Here is an 18,866-nt window from a genome sequence, read left to right as displayed (position 1 = left end):
GTCCATACGAAGCCGAAGAGCCACCGGGCGGTCGGGGGAGTTGAACTGATGCTGGAAAGTGTGGGTCTGGGCAGGCGGGCGCACGACGTCTACCGGGCCCTGCTGCTGAAGCCGGACAGCGGCCTCGACGAGATAGCGCGCGAGGCCGGACTGTCCCCGGAGGAGACGCGGGACGCCCTCGACAGGCTCACCGACCTGTCGCTCCTGCACAGCGTCGAGGGCAGCGCCCACTTCATCCCCGCCAATCCCGAGGTCGGCATCTATCCGCTCCTGGAGCGGCGGACGGCCGAACTCGACGAGCAGCGCGCCTCGTTGTCCCGCGACCGGGCCGCCGTGGCCTCCCTGGCCGCCGAGTACGCGGCCCTGGGGGCCCAGCGGGGCGGGGACGGCATCGAGCGGCTGGTGGGCGTCGAGGCCGTCCGGGTCCGGCTGACGGAACTCTCCCGGCAGGCCACGGCCGAGGTGCGCTCCTTCATGCCGGGCGGCGCGCTGAGCGCCGCCGCCCTCGAAGCCTGCCGGCCGCTGGACGAGCAGCACCTGTCCCGGGGGGTCCGGATGCGGACCCTCTACCTCGACAGCGTCCGGAACGACTGCGCCACGGTGGAGTACGCCGGCTGGCTCGCCTCGCGCGGCGGCGAGATCAGGACGGTCCCCTCCCTGCCCATGCGGATGATCATCTGCGACCGGTCGGCGGCGGTCGTCCCCGTCAACGTCGACGAGAGCCGGCAGGGGGCCTTCGTCGTCCGCTACCAGAGCATGGTCCTCGCCCTGGGGGAGCTGTTCGAGCGCGTGTGGAACCGTGCCGACCCGCTCAACACCCCGTCGGTGCCCGTGTCCGACGGGCCGAGCGACCGCGACCTGGCCCTGCTGGCCATGCTGGAGGACGGCCTCACGGACGAGGGGATCAGCCGGAAGATGGGCGTCTCGATCCGGACCGTCCGGCGCACCATGGCCGATCTCATGAAGAGGCTCAACGCGCAGAGCAGATTCCAGGTGGGCGCCGAAGCCGTCCGCCGTGGATGGATATGAATACGACGTCGAACGAAAGAACGGAACCGATGACGGAACCGACGCAGGAAATCACCGACCGCCGGGACCGGCGCGTGGTGCTGGAGGAAATCACCGACGAGAACTGGCGGGACGTCGCCGACGTGGCCCCCGCCGACGACCAGCGCCGCTTCGTGGCCGCCCTCGGCGCGCGCTATCTGCTGCTCTCCCAGCGCGGCGGGCTCTGGAATTCCCTCGGCGTCCGGGCCGGCGACGAGGTGGTGGGCCACGTCATGTGGGCGTACGACGACGAGGACGGCACCCACTGGATCGGCGGCATGATCGTCAACGCCGGGGAGCAGGGCCGGGGCGTCGGCCGCGCCGCGATGCGGGCCCTGCTGCGCCGCCTCGCGGCCCTGCCGGACTGCCGGGAGGTCCGCCTCTCGTACCACCCGGACAACGCGCCCGCCGCCGCCCTCTACAAGTCGCTGGGCTTCGAGCCCACCGGCGACTTCGAGGACGAGGAGGTCGTCGTCGCCCTGAGCGCCACCGCGGCGACCACGGCCTGACCCACCCGGGAAGCCCCGCCTGCCGGCCCCGCGCCGGCACGCGGGCCCCACCCCGGCTCCCGCGTCCGTACGGCGGCGCCTCCGCCTCGGCCCCGCGCCCTTCACCGCAGCGCCCTTGCGGCGGCGCCCCGGCACCGGACCCTTTAGAGCAGCGCCCCCGCCCGCCCTCACCTTTACGGCAACGCCCCGGCCCCGCCTCCTCGCGGCGGCCGTCCCCGCCCCGGCCCCGCGCCCTTGCGGCAGCACCCCCGTCCCGGGCGGGCCTTACGGCGGTACTCCCGCCCCGCCCCCTACGGCAACACCCCCGCCCTCCGCGCCGCCACCACCGCCTCCAGTCGCGTATGCGCCCCCAGCTTCCGCATCGCGGAGCGCAGGTAGCCCTTCACCGTCTCCGGGCGCAGCCCGAGACGTACCGCCGCCGTGGCGTTCGTCGCGCCCGAGGCCACCGCCGCCAGGACGTCCGTCTCGCGCGGTGTCAGGGTCACCGAGGGGAGGGGCGCGGGGGGGCCCGAGGCCGTCTCCAGGCGGCCGCACACCGCGAGGAGCCGTTCCCGCAGCTCCGGGTCGGTGACCTTCGGCGCCAGCTCGCGCAGTTCGCCGTACGCCTGCCGCACCTCCTCCCAGGAGGGGCCGGACGGCGGCGGGGCCAGGAGCTCCCGGACCTCGTCCCGTACCGCGAGCGCCTGCTCCACGTCCCGGGCCGCCGCGACCGCCGCGTCGAAGACCCGCTCGCCGACCGGCAGCGCGTCGCGCAGCGCCCCGTACAGCACGCCCCGCACCTTCCGGCGCACGACGACCGGCACCGCGATCACCGAGCGCAGCCCCTCCGCCGACACCGGGCGGTCGTACTCGTGGGTGATGTGCCGGGCCGAGGGGTAGTCCGTCACCGCGCACGGCCGCCCGAGCGCCAGGCACTTGCCGCCCAGACCGGAGCCCGCCGAGATCGCGAGCCCGCGCAGGGCCGGCGTCACCGCCCCGCTCAGCTCACCGATCCGCAGCCCCCGGGTCTCGTGCAGCAGCCCCCCGAAGACCACCGGGAGCCCCGTGGCGCGGCGCAGCCTCAGCAGCGCCCCGCGCAGCTCCACCGACGATTCGACGTGCTCGCGCACCGCGCTCTCCTTCGTGGCCGCCGGCCCCGCCGCGCCGGCCCTCGCCGTCCGCGGGTTCACCCCCGAACGGGGGTAGTGAGACCCGGGTCACTGATTACACGATGTCCGGGACCGGTCCCGCAATGAGGAGGACACATGACGGCAACCAGTGCGACCGAGGAGTTCCGGGCCGCCCGGGACTTCCTCCTCGAACACCGGGAGGACTACGAGGCGGCCCGCGCGGGCTTCGCCTGGCCCCGGCCCGAACGGTTCAACTGGGCGCTCGAATGGTTCGACGTCGTCGCCGAGGGCAACGACCGCACCGCCCTGCACATCGTCGAGGAGGACGGCTCCGAGACGAAGGCGTCCTTCGCGGAGATGTCCGCCCGCTCGAACCGGGTCGCGAACTGGCTGCGGGCCCGGGGCGTGCGCGCCGGCGACCGGATCGTCGTCATGCTGGGCAACCAGATCGAGCTCTGGGAGACCGTCCTCGCCGCCATGAAGCTGCGGGCCGTCGTCATCCCCGCCACCCCGCTCCTCGGCCCCGCCGACCTGCGCGACCGCGTCGACCGGGGCCGCGCCCGCCACGTCCTCGTGCGCGCGGAGGACACCGCCAAGTTCGACGACGTCCCCGGCGACTACACCCGGATCGCGGTCGGCGGAGGCGGGCCGGACTGGCTGGACTACGGACTCGCCGCCCGCGAGTCCGCCGACTTCGCGCCGGACGGCGCCACCCTCGCCGACGACACCCTGATGCTGTACTTCACCTCCGGCACGACCGCCCGCCCCAAACTGGTCGAGCACACCCACACCTCGTACCCGGTCGGGCACCTCGCCACCATGTACTGGATCGGCCTGAAGCCCGGCGACGTCCACCTCAACATCTCCTCGCCCGGCTGGGCCAAGCACGCCTGGTCGAACCTCTTCGCGCCGTGGAACGCCGAGGCGACCGTCTTCATTCACCACTACACGCGCTTCGACCCGGCCCGCCTGATGGACGAGATGGAGCGCCACGGGGTCACCAGTTTCTGCGCCCCGCCGACCGTCTGGCGGATGCTGATCCAGGCCGACCTGGGGCAGCTCAAGACCCCGCCGCGCGAGGTCGTCGCCGCCGGCGAACCGCTCAACCCCGAGGTCATCGAGGCCGTCCGGCGCGCCTGGGGCATCACGATCCGCGACGGCTTCGGCCAGACCGAGACCGCCGTCCAGGTCTCCAACAGCCCCGGCCAGCGGCTCAAGGAGGGCTCCATGGGCCGCCCGAGCCCCGGCTACCGGGTCACCCTGGTCGACCCGGTGAGCGGCCGACCGGACGCCGACGAGGGCGAGATCTGCCTCGACCTGTCCGCCCGCCCGGTGGGCCTGATGACCGGCTATCACGGCGACCCGGAGCGCACGGCGGAGGCGATGGCCGGCGGCTACTACCGGACCGGCGACATCGGAGCGCGGGACGAAGACGGATACATCACGTACATCGGCCGCGGCGACGACGTCTTCAAGGCCTCCGACTACAAGATCAGCCCCTTCGAGCTGGAGAGCGCGCTCCTGGAGCACGAGGCCGTCGCCGAGGCCGCCGTCGTCCCCGCCCCCGACCCGCTGCGGCTCGCCGTCCCCAAGGCGTACGTGGTCCTCGCGGCGGGCTGGGAGCCGGGCCCGGAGACCGCGAAGGCCCTCTTCGCGCACTCGCGCGCCGTCCTCGCCCCATACAAGCGGATCCGGCGCATCGAGTTCGCCGACCTGCCCAAGACCGTCTCCGGCAAGATCCGCCGGGTCGAGCTGCGCCGCCTCACCGCCGAGGGCGGCGGCACCGAGTACACGGAAGGGGACCTCGCGTGAGCGCGCCGAAGGAACTCTCGTACGCCCACGGGGCGTCCACCACCCCGCTGCTCGGCGACACCATCGGCGCCAACCTGGACCGGGCCGTCGCCGCCTGGCCCGACCGCGAGGCGCTCGTCGACGTCCCCCACGGACGCCGCTGGACGTACGCGGAGTTCGGCGCGGACGTGGACCGGCTGGCCGGCTCGCTGCTCGGCAGCGGCGTCCGCAAGGGCGACCGGGTCGGCATCTGGGCCGTGAACCGCGCCGAATGGGTCCTCGTCCAGTACGCCACCGCCCGCATCGGCGCCGTCATGGTCACCGTCAACCCGGCCTACCGCCCGCACGAGTTGGCGTACGTGCTGAACCAGTCGGGCGTCTCCCTGCTCTTCGCCTCCCTAGCCCACAAGACGAGCGACTACCGGGCGATGGTCGACCAAGTGCGCGGGGAATGCCCGGCGTTGCGCGAGGCCGTGTACTTCGGGGACGCGAGCTGGGACGCGTTCCTCACCCGGGAGCCCGGGGAGCTGCGCCCGGAGCCGCTCTCCTGCGACGAGCCCGTCAACATCCAGTACACCTCGGGCACCACGGGCTTCCCCAAGGGGGCCACGCTCTCCCACCACAACATCCTCAACAACGGTTACTTCGTCGGGGAGATGATCGCCTACGGGGAGCAGGACAGGATCTGCATCCCCGTCCCGTTCTACCACTGCTTCGGCATGGTCATGGGCAACCTCGCGGCCACCTCGCACGGCGCCTGCATGGTGATCCCCGCCCCCTCCTTCGACCCCGCCGCCACCCTCCGGGCGGTCCAGGAGGAGCGCTGCACCTCGCTGTACGGGGTGCCGACGATGTTCATCGCGGAGCTGAACCTCCCCGACTTCGCGACGTACGACCTCTCCACCCTCCGCACCGGGATCATGGCGGGCTCGCCGTGCCCGGTGGAGGTGATGAAGCGGGTGGTCGCCGAGATGAACATGGCGGAGGTGTCGATCTGCTACGGCATGACCGAGACCTCCCCCGTCTCCACCCAGACCCGCTGCGACGACGACCTGGAGCGCCGCACCGGCACGGTCGGCCGGGTCATGCCGCACGTCGAGGTGAAGATCGTCGACCCGGCGAGCGGACTGACCGTGGAGCGCGGCGCGGCGGGCGAGCTGTGCACCCGCGGCTACGGCGTGATGCTCGGTTACTGGGACGAGCCAGGGAAGACCGCCGAGGCGATCGACCCGGGCCGCTGGATGCACACGGGCGACCTGGCGGTGATGCGCGACGACGGCTACGTGCGGATCGTCGGCCGTATCAAGGACATGATCATCCGGGGCGGGGAGAACGTGTACCCGCGCGAGATCGAGGAGTTCCTGCACGGCCACGCCAAGATCGCGGACGTCCAGGTGGTCGGCGTCCCCGACGACCGTTACGGCGAGGAGATCCTCGCCTGCGTGATCCCCCGCGACCCGGCCGACCCGCCCACCCCGGAGGAGGTCACCGCCTTCTGCCGCGACCGCCTCGCCCACTACAAGATCCCGCGCCGGGTGGAGATCCTCGCGGAGTTCCCCATGACGGTGAGCGGAAAGGTCCGGAAGGTGGAGCTGCGGGAGCGGTACGCCGGGAACTAGGGGGTCCTGGCGAGGTCCCTGCACATGCAGACGCGAGGCCAGGCCGCCAGGCCGTGGGACGCCTCCGCGCGGGCGATCGCGCGCAGGCCGTCCGTGAGGGCCGGGTCGGAGTCGTCGAGGGGGCGGAAGCCGAGCCGGGCGTAGTACGGGGCGTTCCAGGGCACCTCGGCGAACGTGGTCAGGGTCAGCGCCCTCAGGCCCTCCTTCTCCGCGAGCGCCGCCAGGTGCTCGATCAGGGCCCGGCCGACGCCCCGGCGGGCGGCGTCCGGGTGCACCGACACCTGCTCGATGTGGGCGGCGCCGTCGACCGGATCGGTGAGCAGATACGCCACCGGGCGGTCGGCGGCGTCCGCCGCCACCCAGGCCCGGCCCGCCCGGCGGTACGCCTCCAGGGCCTCCAGGGACGGCGGGTCGTCGTCGGCGATCGCCGCCATGCCGAGGGAGCGGAACGGTTCGCCCGCCGCCCGTTCGATGTCCTGGAGCAGCGGGAGTTCGGCCGCGACGGCCGCTCTGATGCGCATACGACAGTATGACGCGGGGCCGGTGCGGCGCGGCTTCAGCGGCCGGGGGCGCCGCCCGGCGACGGCCGGTTCCGGTCCGCGTCCCGGGGCCGGTCGAGCAGCCCGCCGTCCCGGGAGAAGCGGGGCAGGAAGAGGGCGAGGGCCGGATCGCCGTACAGCGCCACGTACAGCTGGACGAGCCGCCCGTCCGTCACCTCCCGGCGGTGGGCCGGCAGCGGGTACCGCTCCCGCAGCCCGGCGAGCAGCCGCCGCGCCGCGCCCGTCGTGACCGGCAGCCGCAGCAGCACCGCCGCCGCCCCGAGGACCGGCGGAAGACCGGTCGCGAGCATCCCCGGGAGGTCCGCCCGCGCCGCGCCGGTCGCGAACGGCCCGATGAGGACGGTCAGGAGCACGCAGCCGAGCAGCGCCCGCACCACCCACAGCTGCGCGACCGGGCGCAGCAGCCCGGCCCCGCGCAGCTCGCCGCTCAGCGCGTCCACGGCCCGCCGCGCCTCGGGACGCTGTGTGAGGTCCCCCAGGGCGAGGGCCCGGCGGAGCGCCCCGTGCACCCCGAGCTGCACCGGGTCACGGGTCCGGCCCGGTCCGCCGTTGGCCCGAATCGTATGTTTGCGGCCCGCCGCGACCGCCCCGCGCTGGTGCAGTGCCACGAGCGCCACGGTGACGGCCGCCCGCCGTCCGCCCCGCAGCAGCGCGAGCGCCTGTGGCGTCGGCACGGCGTCCGCGTCCGGTGCCGCGCTCTCCCGGCTGCAGGTTCGCAGCAGCGCGGCGGCGAGCAGCAGTTCGGCCCAGGCCGCCCCGATGAACCACCACATCCCCGTCGGCATCACGCCCACCCCCCAAGGGAGTTGTGCCCGGCGGAGCGTGTTCCTCACGCGTGAATGGCCGATTTCGGATGCCGAGGTGTTGTGGGGGGAGGCCGGGGGCGCGCTTCGCGGGGCCCGGGCGCCGGGGTCAGGCGCCGCCCGCCGCCAGGTCGTCGGCGGCGCGGTTCACCGGCTGCGGGGTGCCGGTCAGGTCGAGCACGAAGAGCGGGAGGCCGACCTCGGCGGCGCGCGTACGGGCCTCCGGGGTGTAGCCGGCGAGCGAGAAGAACGCGCTCACGGCCGAGGTGCTCAGACCGTTGAGCCAGAGGCACTCGACCGCCCGCAGCCCGGTGGGGCGGGTGCTCGGGTCCACCTGGGCGACGAGCCCCGCCGCCCGCAGGTCCACCCCGGAGGCGGGCCGCTCCTCGGGCTGGACGACGTCCCGGAAGCCGAGCCAGCGCAGGTACCCGGCGGCCGCGGCCACCGCGTCCCGCCCGGTCCGGATCGTCACGGGCCGGAAGACCCCCCGCCCCCGAACCGGCCGAGGACCGGTGGGCGGCAGCGGGATGTGCGCGGGGTAACGCTCGGCGAACTCCCGGTACGGCTCCTGTGGCGGTGGCCCTTCGGGCCTGTGCGGGGTGGTGGGGCCGGGGTCGGTGTCGGTGTTCGGCTCGTGCGGGCCGACGGAGCCGGGGGCGGTACCGCGCCCGTGCGGGTCGGCGGTGTCAGGGTCGGTGTCGGGTCCGTGCGGGTCGGCGCCGTCGATGCCGTGGCGGTCATCGGTGCGAGGGCCGCCGGCCCGGGAGCCAGCCGTACGGGAAGCGTCCGGGCCGGACGTGCCGGCGCCGCTCTTGGTGTCCGGGCCCGCCGCCCGGTGCGGGACCGCGCCGGGGTACGGCCCCGCACCGGAGGCGCCCGAAACGTCCGGACCGCCCGCCGCGCTTCCGGCACCCGGAGCACCCGGCTCCGTCGAGCCGCCCGAGCCGCCCCCGTCACCCCCGCCGCCCGCAGGGCTCATCCGCACCGGCACCCGCAGGACCGCCCCGCACTGGCAGCCGAGTTCCGGGTGGGGCCAGTCGTCCTCGCGGCCGCAGGCGCCGCAGCGGACGGTGACCCACTCGTCCGTCCAGCTCCGGCGCGTGAGCGGTTCCGCCACCGCGCCCGCCGCCACCGTCGGGGCCACCGGGCTCCCGCACGCGCAGGGGAAGACGGGTGCCGCGTACGCCTGCGTGCTCAGGCATTCCGGGCAGCGCACCGGTACCGAATCGCCCACGATCCAACCCCCTGTCGTCCGCTCCCATCGTCCACCCATCCACCGCCCCGGGGGAGGCTGTTCGGCCACTTCGGGACCCCGGAACCGTCCCGCAGCGCGGACCTCCCTTGACGGCCCTTCGCCACCCCACCTACATTGCTTCCACATAGCAGAACAGATTTTCCGTATTACGGAAACAGGTGGAGAATCCCCCGGTCGAGGAGGAGCCCGCCTGGATCCGCCCGGCCGAAGCAGGAGCACTCCCATGCCTCGTATGACCGCCGCCGCAGCGGCCGTTGAGATCCTCAAGCGCGAAGGCGTCACCCAGGCGTTCGGCGTCCCCGGCGCGGCGATCAACCCCTTCTACCGCGAGCTCAAGAACGTGGGCGGCGTCGGCCACACCCTCGCCCGCCACGTCGAGGGCGCGTCCCACATGGCCGAGGGCTACACCCGCGCCAAGGCCGGCAACATCGGCGTCTGCATCGGCACCTCGGGCCCGGCCGGCACCGACATGATCACCGGCCTGTACTCGGCGATCGCCGACTCGATCCCGATCCTCTGCATCACCGGCCAGGCCCCGGTCTCGAAGCTCCACAAGGAGGACTTCCAGGCCGTCGACATCGCGACCATCGCCAAGCCGGTCACCAAGGCCGCCACCACCGTCCTGGAGGCCGCGCAGGTCCCCGGCGTCTTCCAGCAGGCCTTCCACCTGATGCGCTCCGGCCGTCCCGGCCCGGTCCTCATCGACCTGCCGATCGACGTCCAGCTGACCGAGATCGAGTTCGACCCGGAGACGTACGAGCCGCTGCCGGTCTACAAGCCGCGCGCCACCCGCGCCCAGGCCGAGAAGGCGCTGTCCTTCCTCCTGGAGTCCGAGCGCCCGCTGATCGTCGCCGGCGGCGGCATCATCAACGCCGACGCCTCCGACCTGCTCGTCGAGTTCGCCGAACTGACCGGCGTCCCGGTCATCTCCACCCTGATGGGCTGGGGCACCATCCCGGACGACCACGAGCTGGCCGCCGGCATGGTCGGCGTCCAGACCGCGCACCGCTACGGCAACGCCACCTTCCTGGAGTCCGACTTCGTCCTCGGCATCGGCAACCGCTGGGCCAACCGCCACACGGGCTACAACCTGGACGCGTACACCAAGGGCCGGAAGTTCGTCCACGTCGACATCGAGCCCACCCAGCTCGGCAAGATCTTCGCCCCGGACTACGGCATCGCCTCCGACGCCAGGGCCGCCCTGGAGCTCTTCCTGGAGATCGCGAAGGAGTGGAAGGCCGCCGGCCGCCTCCCCGACTTCACCGCCTGGGCCGCCTCCGCGCAGGAGCGCAAGGCCACCCTCCAGCGCCGCACGCACTTCGAGAACATCCCGATGAAGCCGCAGCGCGTCTACGAGGAGATGAACAAGGCCTTCGGCCCGGAGACCCGGTACGTCACCACCATCGGCCTCTCCCAGATCGCCGCCGCGCAGTTCCTGCACGTCTACAAGCCGCGCCACTGGATCAACTGCGGCCAGGCCGGCCCGCTCGGCTGGACCATCCCGGCCGCCATCGGCGCCGCCACCGCCGACCCGGAGACCCCGGTCGTCGCGCTCTCCGGCGACTACGACTTCCAGTTCATGATCGAGGAGCTGGCGGTCGCCGCCCAGCACAAGGTCCCCTACGTCCACGTCCTGGTGAACAACGCCTACCTGGGCCTCATCCGGCAGGCGCAGGGCGGCCTCGGCATCAACTTCGAGGTCAACCTGGAGTTCGAGAACATCAACACCCCGGAGATCGGCGTCTACGGCGTCGACCACGTCAAGGTCGCCGAGGGCCTGGGCGTCAAGGCGATCCGCGTCGAGGACCCGGAGAAGCTGGGCGAGGCCCTGGAGCAGGCCAAGAAGCTGGCCGTCGAGCACCGGGTCCCGGTCGTCGTCGAGGCGATCCTGGAGCGCATCACCAACATCGCGATGAGCAAGACGGTCGACATGAGCGACGTCACCGAGTTCGAGGACCTGGCCACCGAGCCCGGCCACGCCCCGACCGCGATCAAGGCCCTCCAGGTCTGATCCCGGCGCCGCGACACGGCCCCCGCCCCGAGGAGCACCGGGACGGGGGCCGCCTCGCGTGCCCCACGCCCCCGGCGCTTCACGTCCCCCGGCGCTTCACGTCCCCCGGCGCTTCACGCCCTCTCGCGCCTCCCGCGCCTCCGCGCCTCCCGCGCCTCCGCGCCTCCCGCGCCTCCGCGCCTCACGCCCCCCCGCGCCTCACACCCCCCGTACCTCACGTCCCCCTCCCGCCTCCCGCGCCCCTTCCGCCCCCTGCGCCCGTACGAGCACCGCGCCCGCCTCCGTCCACGCGTAGAGCACCGACCGGCCCGCCCGTCCCCGCCGGACGAGCCCCGCCTCCCGCAGTACCTTCAGGTGCCGGCCCACCGAGCCGAGGCCCTGTCCGGTCAGGGCCACCAGCTGGCTGGTGGACTTCGGCGTCCCCAGGCGCACGAGCACCCCCGCCCGCCCCGGTCCGAGCAGCGCGCCCAGCGCCCGCGGCACGACCGGGCCCGAGGCGTCCGCCAGGACGCCCGCGCAGGGGTAGACCACCGCGAACCGTTCCGTGCCCTCCCAGGACACCCAGCCCGTCGCCGGGGTCACCGGCACGAAGAGCAGCCGGCCGCCGTCGACCGAACGTGGCGGGTACGGGCGGGCGTTGACCTGGAGCCGGCCGTCCCCGAGCCAGCGCATCCGGCCCGGCGACAGCTCGTCCAGGGCCGCCGCCCAGCCGGCCCGGCCCAACCGCGCGGTCCGCGCCGTCACGTCGGCTTCGAGGATCCTCCGCCGCCGAGGCCACTCCGGGAGCACGGTCTCCTCCCACACCCACGTCAGGACCTCCGCCATCCGCTCCGGCAGGTCCCGCGCCGACCGCAGCGGCTCCGGCACGGGGCCGCCGAGGGCGACGGCCAGCTGCGGCACCGCCCCGGCCGGGTCGGCGGCGCGGACGGCCTCCACCTCCTCCCCGAAGGACCGCTCGCCCTCGCCGAGCGGCGTCGGCGTCAGGAAGTCCGCGTTCCAGGTGGGCCCGATCGCGGCCCGTACGAGCAGGGCGTCGAGCGGCTCGGCCGCCAGACGCGCCCGGTAGGCGGGCAGCGAGGACGCCAGCCAGGCCCGTTCGCCCGGATGGGTCGCGGCGGCCGCGTGCAGGGTCTTGAGCGCGGCGATGGTCTCGGCCAGCGGCGAGACCACGAAGCGGCCGCCCGCGAGCGAGTCGGTCCCGATCCGCCACCAGCCCATCCCGCGCCCCCCGAGCTCCTCGGTTTCGCCTCCGTGCGAAACGATAACGGCGGACGCCGGGCGCCCCCGAGACTCCCCGCATGTCCCGTTCCCGCTACCGCTCCCTCTTCCGCACCCCCGAATTCGCCCCGCTCTTCCTCACCGGCTCCGCCCACACCGCCGCGCAGACGGTGGCCGGGCTCGGGCTCGCCACCCTCGTCTTCCGCGCCACCGGTTCGCCGCTCCTGTCGGCCCTGGCTCTCTTCGGTCCCTCGCTCGCCCAGCTCCTCGGCGCGACCACGCTGCTCTCCGCCGCCGACCGGCTGCCGCCGCGCGCCGCGCTCTCCGGGATCGCCCTCTTCTTCGCCGTGGGCACGGCCGTCCTGGCGGTCCCCGCCCTGCCCGTCTGGGCGGTCTTCGCGGTCCTCCTCGCCGAGGGGCTCGCGGCCTCGCTGGGCGGCGGGGTGCGCTACGGCCTCCTGAACGAGATCCTGCCGCGCGACGCGTACCTCCTCGGCCGCTCGGTGACGAACATGGCCACCGGCGTCTGCCAGATCGGCGGCTTCGCGGCCGGCGGGCTCCTCGTCGCCCTGCTCTCGCCGCGCGGCGCGGTCCTCGCCGGCGCCGGGCTCTACCTCGCCGCCGCCCTCCTCGCCCGGCTCGGCCTCGCGGCGCGCCCTCCGCGCGCGGAGGGACGCCCCTCGATCGCCGTGACCCGCCGCACCAACGCCCGGCTCCTGTCCCTGCCCGCCCGCCGCCGCTGCTACCTCGCGCTCTGGGTGCCCAACGGGCTGATCGTGGGCTGCGAGTCGCTGTTCGTGCCGTACGCCCCCGAGCGCGCCGGACTCCTCTTCGTCTGCGGCGCGTTCGGGATGCTGGTCGGGGACACCGCCGTCGGCCGCTTCCTGCCGGAGCGGCTGCGGGCCCGGCTCCGCTTCCCGCTCCAGGCGCTGCTCGCGGCCCCGTTCCTGCTCTTCGCCCTCGACCCCGGGCTTCCGCTCGCGCTCGCCGCCGTGACCGTGTCGGCGGTGGGGTACGGGGCGAGCCTGCTGCACCAGGAGCGGCTGATGGCCCTGGTGCCGGAGGAGCTGGGCGGGCACGCCCTGGGCCTGCACTCCTCGGGGATGCTCGCGTTCCAGGGGGTGAGCGCGGCCCTGGCCGGCACCCTGGCCCAGTACGCCTCGCCGCGGACCGGGATGGTGCTCCTCGCCGTCGCCTCGCTCGCCGTGACGTTCCTCCTGGCGTGGGCCGACCGCCGGGAAACGAAGAAGAGCGCGGAACCAGGGACCGTAAACCTGGTTCCGCGCTCTCCCGTCTGATGACCGCCCGACGGTGCGAGGCTGGCGCGACAGGACGTTCGCGCCGCCGGGCGGAGTCTCGGGATGCCCGTCCCCCCATATAGGTCCTATATAGGGGAGGGCGTTGGGACCGCGGCGGTGCCGACGGGCGGAGCGGCCGTCCTTCCTTCAGGTCAAGAAGGGGGCCGTCGCCCTTACCACCGCACTGGCTCGGAGCCGCCGCGGTCCTCACGCTGTCCGGTCCACCGGCCACCCCTCATTCGGGCCGGTGTTCCGGACCGCGTACGGCGCTGACCTCCCGTCAAGTGCCGTACGCAGTCTGGGTGTCGCCGTGGATCAGTCGCGCAGGGCGGCGACCGCCTCGGCCACGCGCCGACCGTACTCCGGGTCGGCGGCGGCGAAGTGCGCGACGTTCTTCTCGATGACGTCCTCGCGGGACACCTGGGACAGGCCGCCGGCGATGTTGGCGACCAGCCGGGCCTTCTCGTCCTCGGACATCAGGCGGTAGAGCTCGCCGGCCTGGAAGAAGTCGTCGTCCTTGACGTGCGCGGGCGCCTCGTGGGTGCCGGTCCAGCCGTGGATCGCGAGCGGCGCGGAGAGCGCGGCGTCGGTCTGGGCCGGGCCCTGGTACGAGTTGGGCTCGTAGTTCTTGTCGTGGCGCGAGCCGTTGCGGGTGGCCATGAAGCCGTCCCGGCCGTAGTTCTGCGCCGTGGTCGCCTTGGGGGCGTTCACCGGCAGCAGGGTGTGGTTGACGCCGAGGCGGTAGCGGTGGGCGTCCGCGTAGGCGAAGAGGCGGCCCTGGAGCATCTTGTCCGGCGAGGGGCCGATGCCCGGGACGAAGTTGTTCGGGGAGAACGCGGCCTGCTCGACCTCGGCGAAGACGTTGTCCGGGTTGCGGTCGAGGACCAGGCGGCCCACCCGCTGGAGCGGGTAGTCGGCGTGCGGCCACACCTTGGTGAGGTCGAACGGGTTGAAGCGGTAGTCCGCCGCCTCGGCGGCCGGCATGACCTGGACGTACAGGGTCCAGGAGGGGTTGACCCCGCGCTCGATCGCCTGGAGCAGGTCGGTCTGGTGCGAGTTGGCGTCCTTGCCGACCAGCTCGGCGGCCTGCTCGGCGGAGAGGCTGCGGACGCCCTGGTTCGTCTTGAAGTGGTACTTGACGAAGAAGGCCTCGCCCGCCTCGTTGGTCCACTGGTAGGTGTGCGAACCGAAGCCGTGCATGTGCCGGTACGAGGCCGGGATGCCGCGGTCGCCGAAGAGCCAGGTGATCTGGTGGGTGGACTCGGGGGAGTGCGCCCAGAAGTCCCAGACGTTGTCCGGCTCCTGACGGCCCGTGAAGGGGTCGCGCTTCTGCGAGTGGATGAAGTCGGGGAACTTGATCGGGTCCTTGATGAAGAACACCGGGGTGTTGTTGCCGACGAGGTCGTAGTTGCCCTCCTCGGTGTAGAACTTCAGCGCGAAGCCCCGGGGGTCGCGGACCGCGTCCGCGCCGCCGAGCGAGTCGGCCACGGTGGAGAAGCGGATGAAGGTCTCGGTCCGCTTGCCGACCTCGGAGAGGAAGGCGGCCTTCGTGAAGCCGGTGACGTCGTCGGTGACCTCGAAGTACCCGTACGCGCCGGAGCCGCGGGCGTGCACCACGCGCTCCGGGATCCGCTCACGGTTGAAGCGCGCGAGCTTCTCCAGCAGGTGCTGGTCCTGGAGGAGCAGGGGGCCACCGACGCCGGCGGTGGCGGAGTTCTGGTTGTCGGCGACGGGGGCGCCGGACTCGGTCGTAAGCACGCGCTGCGACATCGTGACCTTCCGTACGGGAGCTGCACTGTGTGACGGTGCCAGGAGCGTAGGTACGCCCTCCGAAAAACGTCAACAGTTTGTTGAAAATGAAGTGTGGTGTTCCGGTCGGCGGCGGCGCCTGGGCGCGACAGGACAGTTGTCAGCACCGCCGCCGACCGGAAATCGGGGGCCCCGGGGAAGCGGGGACGGGGTCAGACCTGCTGGCCGGAGAGGCGCTCGACGGCGCGCAGCAGGGCCGAGTGGTCCAGGCCGCCGTCGCCCTGCGCGCGCAGCGAGGCGACCAGCTGGGCGACGACCGCGCCGACCGGGAGGGCGGCGCCCACGTTGCGGGCGGCGTCGGTGACGATGCCCATGTCCTTGTGGTGCAGGTCGATCCGGAAGCCGGGCTTGAAGTCCCGGTTCAGGAAGTTGTCCTTCTTGCGGGTCAGCACGGTCGAGCCGGCCAGACCGCCGTTGAGGACGTCGAGGGCCGCGGTGAGGTCCACACCGGACTTCTCCAGGAAGACCACGGCCTCGGCGCAGGCCTGGATGTTGACCGCCACGATCAGCTGGTTGGCGGCCTTCACCGTCTGGCCGGAGCCGTGCGGGCCGCACAGCACGATCGTCTTGCCGAGGGCCTCCAGGATCGGCAGGGCCTCGTCGAAGTCGGCCCGCTCGCCGCCGACCATGATCGAGAGCACGGCCTCGATGGCGCCGGCCTCGCCGCCGGAGACCGGGGCGTCGATGACGCGTATCCCCTTCTCGGCGGCGTTCTTGGCGAGGTCGACCGAGGTCTGCGGGGTGATCGACGACATGTCGACGATCAGCGCGCCCCGCCTGGCGTTCTCGAGGATGCCCTCGGGGCCGTAGGAGATCGCCTCGACCTGCGGGGAGGCGGGCACCATCGTGATGATCACGTCGGCGTCCTTGACGGCCTCGGCGATCGAGCCCGCGGCGGTGCCGCCGGCCTTGGCGAGGCGGTCCAGCTTGTCCTGCTCCAGGGTGAAGCCGGTGACCTGGTAGCCGGCCTTGAGGAGGTTCTCGGACATGGGGGAGCCCATGATGCCGAGGCCGATCCACGCGATCTTGGGAAGGTTGCTCATGAGGGTGCCTCTCGAAAACTGGTGGTACGGGGGAGGGGGCGCGGGTCGGCCGGTCAGCGGGCCGCGCGGGCCTCGGCCGGGAGCCACGCGAAGGACGCGGCGGCGTCGGCGGCCTTGTACTCCAGGCCGACCCAGCCGTCGTAACCGGCCTTCTTCAGCTCGTCGAGGAGCTGCTCCAGGGGCAGGTCGCCGGTGCCCGGCGCGCCGCGGCCCGGGTTGTCCGCGATCTGCACGTGACCGGTCTTGTCCGCGTACTGCGCGATGACCGCGCTCACGTCCTCGCCGTTCATCGACAGGTGGTAGACGTCGAGCAGGAACTTGGCGTTGCCGAGGCCGGTCGCCGCGTTGACCTTGTCCACGACCTCGATCGCGGCGGGGGCGCTCACCAGCGGGTAGAGCGGCGACTCCGGCTTGTTGAGGGTCTCGACCAGGAGGATCGCGCCGACGCGGTCGGCGGCCCGGGCGGCCAGGACCAGGTTCTCCAGGGCGAGGGAGTCCTGGATCTGCGGGTCCACGCCCTCGACGCGGTTGCCGTAGAGCGCGTTGAGCGCCTTGCAGCCGACCGAGGCGGCGAAGTCGGCGGCCACGTCGATGTTGGCGCGGAAGCGGTCCGACTCCTCACCCGGTACGGAGAGGGCCCCGCGGTCCGGGCCGGGGAGCTGTCCGGCGTAGAAGTTCAGTCCCACCAGCTGGGTGCCGGCGTCCTCGAGGGCCTTCTTGAGGGCGTCGAGCTCGCTCTGCTCGGGGGTGGCGGTGTCGATCCAGGGCCACCACAGCTCGACCGCGGTGAAGCCCGCCGCGGCGGCGGCCGCGGGGCGCTCCAGGAGCGGGAGTTCCGTGAAGAGGATCGACAGGTTCACATCGAAGCGCTGGTCCGTGTATCCCATGAGGGGTAGGCGCTCCTTCCGTATAGCGGAAGTAAGTTTCTGTCTGTCGGAATGTTGCAAGCAGGTCGGCGCGCTTGTCAAGGGGTCCCCGCAGGTCCGGGGCTCCCGCGGGGGCGGGGAGGGGCCGTAGCGTGGGGCCATGGTGCGTTTGAGAGTGGAGTTCACGACCGAGCCGTTCGACCTCGACGAGGCGCCGGCGCACGCGGTCGTGGCCCGTGAGGTCATCCAGTCGGCCGACCTGGACGCGGTCGACGTCGGTCCCTTCGGCAACACGGCGGAGGGCGGTGCCGACGCGGTCCTCACCGCCGTCGACGCGCTGCTCCGCGAGTCGCTCGCGGCCGGCGCCACCCGCGTCTCGCTCCAGGTCAACGTGATCGGGGAGGGCGAGAAGTGAACGAACACCCCTTGATCGCCGCGGTGAAGCCCCTGGTCGACGCCATGGGCGCCGAGCTGCTCGGCCCCGAGCTGGCCGAGCCCGACGACGTCGTCCTGTCCTGGGAGGGCGAGGACGTGCTCGCCGTGCGCCTCCCGCAGCTCTCGGAGTCCCTGGACCACATCCTGGCCGCGATGGAGCGGCGGCACGGGACCCCGCTCGCCGAACTCGACCGGAAGTCGAAGCAGGAGATCGTCCGGCTCCTGGAGGCGCGCGGCGCGTTCTCCGTGCGTCACGGGGTGGAGACGGTGGCGGGCGCGCTCGGCGTCAGCCGCTTCACCGTGTACAACTACCTGAACCGCGAGACCGCCCTGAACAGGGAAAAGGCCGTCAAGGCCGACTAGTTGATCATGTGTGTCCAGGAGCCGTCGTCCGGATGTCGGGACGACGGCTTTTGTGTCACCGACTTTTCAACAAAGTGTTGACGTTGTGTTGTGGAGGGCGTTAGCTATCCGCAGCCCGTCCGACGCACAGCGAAAAACAGCCACGGAGGCTTCCCGTGACTTCAGGTACGACACCGGGCCTGGCCCGGTTCAACACCTCGGCGGACAGCGAGGCCCTCGCCGCGCTCCACGAGGTGTGCTCCAGCTCGGCGTGGGGGAGCAAGATCCTCGCCCAGCGCCCGTACACCACCGCCGAAGCCCTCTTCCTCGCCAGTGACGCCGCCATGGCCGAGCTGACCGCCGAGGACCTGGCCGAGGCGATGGCCGGGCACCCGCCGATCGGTCGTCCGAAGGCCGGGGACCCGACCTCCTCCCGCGAGCAGAGCGGGATGGCCGGCGCCTCCGAGGAGCTCAAGGCCGAGATGCTCGAACTCAACCTGGCGTACCAGGACAGGTTCGGTCATGTCTTCCTCATCTGCGCCACCGGCAAGAACGGCGAGCAGATGCGCGACGCGGTCCGCGAGCGGATCGGCAACTCGCCCGAGGCGGAGCGCGAGATCGTCCGCACCGAACTGGGCAAGATCAACCGCATCCGGCTGACCCGCCTCGCGGAGGGCCCGCAGGCCCCGTAACGGGCCCGCGGGTCCCGCAGGGGACTCGTAAGAGAGAAGAGAGCTCCGCACATGAGCACCGACACCACGGCCTCGGTGTCCACGCACATCCTGGACACCAGCATCGGCCGCCCCGCCGGGGGCGTCGCCATCGCGCTCGCGGCCCGCGCCGGCTCCGACGCGGAGTGGACCGCGCTCGGCGGCTCCGCCACCGACGCGGACGGGCGCTGCAAGGACCTGCCGGCCCTGCCGGAGGGAACCACCCACGTACGCCTCGACTTCGAGACCGAGGCGTACTTCTCCACCCAGCACAGTGCGAAGAAGCAAGCCGAGGCGCAGCAGGACGCCCCCCGCGTAAGGGACAGCGGTGCGTTCTTCCCGGAGGTGGCGATCACGTTCGCCGTCACCCCGGGCGAGCACTACCACGTACCGCTGCTGCTCAACCCGTTCGGCTACTCCGTATACCGAGGGAGCTAGCAG

The 18,866-nt window shown here is 72.9% G+C and carries 17 protein-coding genes and 1 pseudogene; 10 read left to right on the top strand and 8 right to left on the bottom strand.

Annotated features, from left to right (window positions below):
• Positions 1–48 precede the first annotated feature (48 nt).
• Together ACIQD7_RS03190 and ACIQD7_RS03185 are read left to right on the top strand one after the other, a co-directional pair.
• The gene (locus ACIQD7_RS03190) at positions 49–1,029 is read left to right on the top strand and encodes a LuxR C-terminal-related transcriptional regulator (protein WP_402438922.1); all 981 of its coding nucleotides are present in this window, start codon (positions 49–51) and stop codon (positions 1,027–1,029) included.
• A 29-nt stretch (positions 1,030–1,058) separates the two neighbouring features.
• Complete coding sequence (locus ACIQD7_RS03185) at positions 1,059–1,556, top strand: GNAT family N-acetyltransferase (protein ID WP_383407601.1); 498 nt, start codon at positions 1,059–1,061, stop codon at positions 1,554–1,556.
• Between the two features lie 290 nt (positions 1,557–1,846).
• On the opposite strand, the gene ACIQD7_RS03180 is transcribed toward ACIQD7_RS03185, so the two are convergent.
• A complete protein-coding gene (locus ACIQD7_RS03180; protein WP_402438920.1) occupies positions 1,847–2,665 on the bottom strand; it encodes a response regulator transcription factor in 819 nt (272 codons plus the stop codon).
• 135 nt (positions 2,666–2,800) lie between these two features.
• On the opposite strand from ACIQD7_RS03180, the gene ACIQD7_RS03175 reads away from it, so the two are divergent.
• Both ACIQD7_RS03175 and ACIQD7_RS03170 read left to right on the top strand, forming a co-directional pair.
• Complete coding sequence (locus tag ACIQD7_RS03175) at positions 2,801–4,477, top strand: AMP-binding protein (RefSeq protein WP_402438918.1); 1,677 nt, start codon at positions 2,801–2,803, stop codon at positions 4,475–4,477.
• Positions 4,474–6,075 (top strand): AMP-binding protein, encoded by a 1,602-nt coding sequence (locus tag ACIQD7_RS03170; protein ID WP_402438916.1) that lies wholly within the window; start codon positions 4,474–4,476, stop codon positions 6,073–6,075. Before ACIQD7_RS03175 ends, ACIQD7_RS03170 begins: the two co-directional genes overlap by 4 nt.
• Here ACIQD7_RS03170 and ACIQD7_RS03165 read toward each other — a convergent pair.
• From ACIQD7_RS03165 to ACIQD7_RS03155, 3 genes and pseudogenes are all read right to left on the bottom strand, one after another.
• The gene (locus ACIQD7_RS03165; protein WP_402438914.1) at positions 6,072–6,596 is read right to left on the bottom strand and encodes a GNAT family N-acetyltransferase; all 525 of its coding nucleotides are present in this window, start codon (positions 6,594–6,596) and stop codon (positions 6,072–6,074) included. The genes ACIQD7_RS03170 and ACIQD7_RS03165 overlap by 4 nt on opposite strands.
• A 35-nt stretch (positions 6,597–6,631) precedes the next feature.
• Complete coding sequence (locus tag ACIQD7_RS03160) at positions 6,632–7,420, bottom strand: TIGR04222 domain-containing membrane protein (protein ID WP_402438912.1); 789 nt, start codon at positions 7,418–7,420, stop codon at positions 6,632–6,634.
• 127 nt (positions 7,421–7,547) lie between these two features.
• Positions 7,548–8,024 (bottom strand): annotated as a pseudogene (locus ACIQD7_RS03155) (hypothetical protein); the annotation flags it as partial.
• Positions 8,025–8,916: 892 nt separating this feature from the next.
• Between ACIQD7_RS03155 and gcl the strand changes: the two are divergent.
• Positions 8,917–10,704, top strand: coding sequence for a glyoxylate carboligase (gene gcl / locus ACIQD7_RS03150; protein WP_402438910.1), 1,788 nt, complete (start codon positions 8,917–8,919; stop codon positions 10,702–10,704).
• Between the two features lie 198 nt (positions 10,705–10,902).
• Here gcl and ACIQD7_RS03145 read toward each other — a convergent pair whose 3' ends face one another.
• Positions 10,903–11,922 carry an ArsR family transcriptional regulator gene (locus ACIQD7_RS03145; protein WP_402438908.1) on the bottom strand — a complete coding sequence of 340 codons (1,020 nt, stop codon included), beginning with the start codon at positions 11,920–11,922 and terminating at the stop codon, positions 10,903–10,905.
• 80 nt (positions 11,923–12,002) lie between these two features.
• On the opposite strand from ACIQD7_RS03145, the gene ACIQD7_RS03140 reads away from it, so the two are divergent.
• The gene (locus ACIQD7_RS03140; protein WP_402438906.1) at positions 12,003–13,220 is read left to right on the top strand and encodes an MFS transporter; all 1,218 of its coding nucleotides are present in this window, start codon (positions 12,003–12,005) and stop codon (positions 13,218–13,220) included.
• A gap of 315 nt (positions 13,221–13,535) precedes the next feature.
• Here the strand turns inward: ACIQD7_RS03140 and ACIQD7_RS03135 are convergent, their stop codons facing one another.
• The 3 genes from ACIQD7_RS03135 to ACIQD7_RS03125 all read right to left on the bottom strand — a co-directional run bounded on the left by ACIQD7_RS03135 (position 13,536) and on the right by ACIQD7_RS03125 (position 16,959).
• Positions 13,536–14,990, bottom strand: a complete 1,455-nt coding sequence (locus ACIQD7_RS03135; RefSeq protein ID WP_121829424.1) for a catalase — start codon at positions 14,988–14,990, stop codon at positions 13,536–13,538.
• A gap of 191 nt (positions 14,991–15,181) precedes the next feature.
• The gene (locus ACIQD7_RS03130) at positions 15,182–16,072 is read right to left on the bottom strand and encodes a 2-hydroxy-3-oxopropionate reductase (protein WP_402438903.1); all 891 of its coding nucleotides are present in this window, start codon (positions 16,070–16,072) and stop codon (positions 15,182–15,184) included.
• 53 nt (positions 16,073–16,125) lie between these two features.
• The gene (locus ACIQD7_RS03125) at positions 16,126–16,959 is read right to left on the bottom strand and encodes a TIM barrel protein (protein ID WP_030219676.1); all 834 of its coding nucleotides are present in this window, start codon (positions 16,957–16,959) and stop codon (positions 16,126–16,128) included.
• Between the two features lie 142 nt (positions 16,960–17,101).
• Between ACIQD7_RS03125 and ACIQD7_RS03120 the strand changes: the two genes are divergently transcribed.
• The 4 genes from ACIQD7_RS03120 (at position 17,102) to uraH (ending at position 18,863) form a co-directional block, all read left to right on the top strand.
• Positions 17,102–17,353, top strand: a complete 252-nt coding sequence (locus ACIQD7_RS03120; protein WP_121829437.1) for a hypothetical protein — start codon at positions 17,102–17,104, stop codon at positions 17,351–17,353.
• Positions 17,354–17,397: 44 nt separating this feature from the next.
• Positions 17,398–17,736: a helix-turn-helix domain-containing protein gene (locus tag ACIQD7_RS03115; RefSeq protein WP_351970409.1), complete on the top strand. Its 339-nt coding sequence runs from the start codon at positions 17,398–17,400 to the stop codon at positions 17,734–17,736.
• Between the two features lie 155 nt (positions 17,737–17,891).
• Positions 17,892–18,407: a 2-oxo-4-hydroxy-4-carboxy-5-ureidoimidazoline decarboxylase gene (gene uraD / locus ACIQD7_RS03110; RefSeq protein WP_402438901.1), complete on the top strand. Its 516-nt coding sequence runs from the start codon at positions 17,892–17,894 to the stop codon at positions 18,405–18,407.
• A 51-nt stretch (positions 18,408–18,458) separates the two neighbouring features.
• Positions 18,459–18,863 (top strand): hydroxyisourate hydrolase, encoded by a 405-nt coding sequence (gene uraH, locus ACIQD7_RS03105; RefSeq protein ID WP_161373932.1) that lies wholly within the window; start codon positions 18,459–18,461, stop codon positions 18,861–18,863.
• Positions 18,864–18,866: the final 3 nt, after the last annotated feature.

Origin of the sequence: Streptomyces sp. NPDC093071 (assembly GCF_044754545.1) — a bacterium.
Classification (GTDB): domain Bacteria; phylum Actinomycetota; class Actinomycetes; order Streptomycetales; family Streptomycetaceae; genus Streptomyces.
The sequence above is the reverse complement of the archived record's forward strand: the minus strand, read 5'-3'. Positions and strand labels throughout refer to the sequence as shown.

Excerpts from the sequence above, each read along its gene's own strand:
- ACIQD7_RS03190 (WP_402438922.1), top strand. The coding sequence starts at position 49 with ATGCTGGAAAGTGTGGGTCTGGGCAGGCGGGCGCACGACGTCTACCGG.
- ACIQD7_RS03185 (WP_383407601.1), top strand. The coding sequence starts at position 1,059 with ATGACGGAACCGACGCAGGAAATCACCGACCGCCGGGACCGGCGCGTG.
- ACIQD7_RS03175 (WP_402438918.1), top strand. The coding sequence starts at position 2,801 with ATGACGGCAACCAGTGCGACCGAGGAGTTCCGGGCCGCCCGGGACTTC.
- ACIQD7_RS03165 (WP_402438914.1), bottom strand. The coding sequence starts at position 6,596 with ATGCGCATCAGAGCGGCCGTCGCGGCCGAACTCCCGCTGCTCCAGGAC.
- ACIQD7_RS03160 (WP_402438912.1), bottom strand. The coding sequence starts at position 7,420 with ATGCCGACGGGGATGTGGTGGTTCATCGGGGCGGCCTGGGCCGAACTG.
- gcl (WP_402438910.1), top strand. The coding sequence starts at position 8,917 with ATGCCTCGTATGACCGCCGCCGCAGCGGCCGTTGAGATCCTCAAGCGC.
- ACIQD7_RS03145 (WP_402438908.1), bottom strand. The coding sequence starts at position 11,922 with ATGGGCTGGTGGCGGATCGGGACCGACTCGCTCGCGGGCGGCCGCTTC.
- ACIQD7_RS03140 (WP_402438906.1), top strand. The coding sequence starts at position 12,003 with ATGTCCCGTTCCCGCTACCGCTCCCTCTTCCGCACCCCCGAATTCGCC.
- ACIQD7_RS03135 (WP_121829424.1), bottom strand. The coding sequence starts at position 14,990 with ATGTCGCAGCGCGTGCTTACGACCGAGTCCGGCGCCCCCGTCGCCGAC.
- ACIQD7_RS03130 (WP_402438903.1), bottom strand. The coding sequence starts at position 16,072 with ATGAGCAACCTTCCCAAGATCGCGTGGATCGGCCTCGGCATCATGGGC.
- ACIQD7_RS03125 (WP_030219676.1), bottom strand. The coding sequence starts at position 16,959 with ATGGGATACACGGACCAGCGCTTCGATGTGAACCTGTCGATCCTCTTC.
- ACIQD7_RS03115 (WP_351970409.1), top strand. The coding sequence starts at position 17,398 with ATGGGCGCCGAGCTGCTCGGCCCCGAGCTGGCCGAGCCCGACGACGTC.
- uraH (WP_161373932.1), top strand. The coding sequence starts at position 18,459 with ATGAGCACCGACACCACGGCCTCGGTGTCCACGCACATCCTGGACACC.